Genomic DNA, 602 nt, shown 5'->3' with positions numbered 1-602 from the left:
GGGCTCGCCGAGGCGCGCGCCGACCGGTCGGTGCGCGGCGCCCTGCTCCTGGTGCCGGCGGTCACCGCGGTCTGGGGCGCCCTGGACGAGTACACGCCCCTGCTGGTCCGCGACACCGGCGTGGCCGACGGCACGGTGCCCCTCCTGCTGCTGGTGATCTGGGCCGGGGCGACCGCCGGGAGCCTGCTGGCCGGCGAGGGCGAACGCCTCGGCACCACCGGTCTCGCGGTGCTGCTGGCGGTGGCCGCACTCGCCCTGGCCGCGGGCTCCGCCGCCGGGACCCCGTCCGGCGTGCTCCTCGTCGCCGTCGCCTTCGGCGGCTTCCAGGCGGCGACCGTCCTGGCCGACGCGCGGCTCCAGCACCGCATCGGGGGTGCCGGGCGGGCCACCCTGACGTCGGTCGCGGGACTGGGCACCGAGCTGGCCACCGTCGCCGTGTTCGGCGGCTACGCCCTGCTCGCCGCCCGGGCCCCGCACGGCACCGTCTTCGCCGTCTTCGCGGTGCCCTACCTGGTGACGGCGCTGTGTCTCGTCCTCGCCCGGCCGCGGCGCACCCGCCCCGGCCCCCGCGAGGAGACATCGCCGGGGGCGGCCGCCGGCGA

General features: G+C 79.4%; 1 pseudogene. It reads left to right on the top strand.

Going from position 1 to position 602, the window contains the following annotated elements:
* Positions 1 to 602 (top strand): annotated as a pseudogene (locus G3I53_RS31755) (MFS transporter); the annotation flags it as partial.

Source organism: Streptomyces sp. SID14436, from assembly GCF_010548465.1.
Taxonomy (GTDB): domain Bacteria; phylum Actinomycetota; class Actinomycetes; order Streptomycetales; family Streptomycetaceae; genus Streptomyces.
This window is presented reverse-complemented; position numbering and strand designations above follow the sequence as displayed.